Origin of the sequence: Desulfomicrobium norvegicum, from assembly GCF_900114595.1 — a bacterium.
Lineage (GTDB): Bacteria > Desulfobacterota > Desulfovibrionia > Desulfovibrionales > Desulfomicrobiaceae > Desulfomicrobium > Desulfomicrobium macestii.
The window spans coordinates 1-1,445 of record NZ_FOTO01000039.1; the positions used below are offsets into that span (position 1 = coordinate 1).

Consider the following 1,445-nt stretch of genomic DNA (forward strand, 5'->3'; position numbering starts at 1 on the left):
CCCCCGGCCTTCACGTCGCTCCCGATGATCCCGATATCCCGCCCGGCCTGCATGGACAGATCGCCCGTGGCCTCGATGGCGCCCCGCTGGCCGACGGTCTCGCTGGTGCTTCGGATGGTTGAGGAAACGCCAAAAACCGGAGCGCCAGCCTGTCCTGCCATGCCCGGACCCATGCGGCCAAGCGTCCTGCGGGTCGTCTCTTCGGCCGAAAAGGTGGTTTTGGCCGTGCCGGAAATAATGTCCTGTCCGGCGGCAAGGGATACGTCGCGGCCCTTGATCAGCCCGCTGGTGTTGAAGATCGACTCGCCCGCTTCCAGGGTCACGGTGTCGCCCTGAATGGTGCCGAAGGTGTTGAAGACATTCCTGGCGCTGATGGCCAGATCGCCCAAGGCCTTGATCACGCCCCTGTTGGCCGTGTCGCCCGAGGCATGGATCTCCACGTCGCGGCCAACGATGACGGACCCGCCCCGGGCGATGGTGTCGAGGCTGTTTCGGCAGAGATAGACAACGGGAACCAGCACCTCATGCCCTTCCACCACGCGGGTTTCGAGCCAGACGATGTCCGAGGCCAAGGCCGCGACCTGTTCCGCGCTCAGGGCCACGCCAACGCTCAGATTCAATTCTTCCCGGGCGGCGACGGCGTTGTCCATGAGCGCGAGCATCTGCTCGGCGTCGCCCGACAGGGATTCCGAAAGAAAACGCCGCCCCGTGAGGGCGAAAATCTGCTCACGCACCAGCCGGGTTTCATGGAAGGCGTCGCCTAAAAGCTGCTGCCGCGTCTTGCTCAGATCGATGCCTGTTCGGCGCAGGAAATAGTCGGACCCATAAAACAGGGCCATGCTGGTCAGGGCCGGATTGGTTTCGATCAGATAGCGGTGGCCGGGAGTCGTGTTGACGATGAACAGGCCGTCCCTCGGCAGAAAGCCGATCAGGTCGTCAAGATGGGCCACACTTTGATCCAGGCTCTCCGGCCTGGGCGGGGCGATGACGCTGCCGCTTGAACCGATGCCGCCGTCATAGGATATGGACCCGATCCCGCCGGGGGCCATCCCCGAATTTTCCGAAATGCCGTTCAAGGCATGGTCCGCGCTGATCGAAACCCTGCCACCCGCGCTTATGGTGCCGTAGGCATGGTCGATCGCAGTCCTGACCACCTCCGTTCCACGCCCCTCCACAGCCAGCCGCGGGCTCTTGTGTTCGTTGGCATGCGCCCGGGCCCATTCAATGGTCCGATGTTCAAAGATATCCTGGCCTGCGTTTTCAAAGGAATCGGCAACGATGGATATATCGCCGGTGGCAGTGGAGATCCGGCTGACATGATTGCTGAAAGAGTCGGCCTCGATATCCACGTTGACGGCGGCCGCGATATTTGCGCCGCTTTCAAGACCCGTGACCTCATCCCGGGTTATGGATTCAAGATAGGCGGCGACCTTGGATCTGTCCTT

1 protein-coding gene is annotated in these 1,445 nt (G+C 62.4%); it reads right to left on the minus strand.

The annotated features are described in order from the left end of the window. A partial coding sequence (locus tag BMZ24_RS19305; protein WP_143077981.1) for a hemagglutinin repeat-containing protein occupies window positions 1–1,445 on the minus strand: 1,445 nt, incomplete at both ends.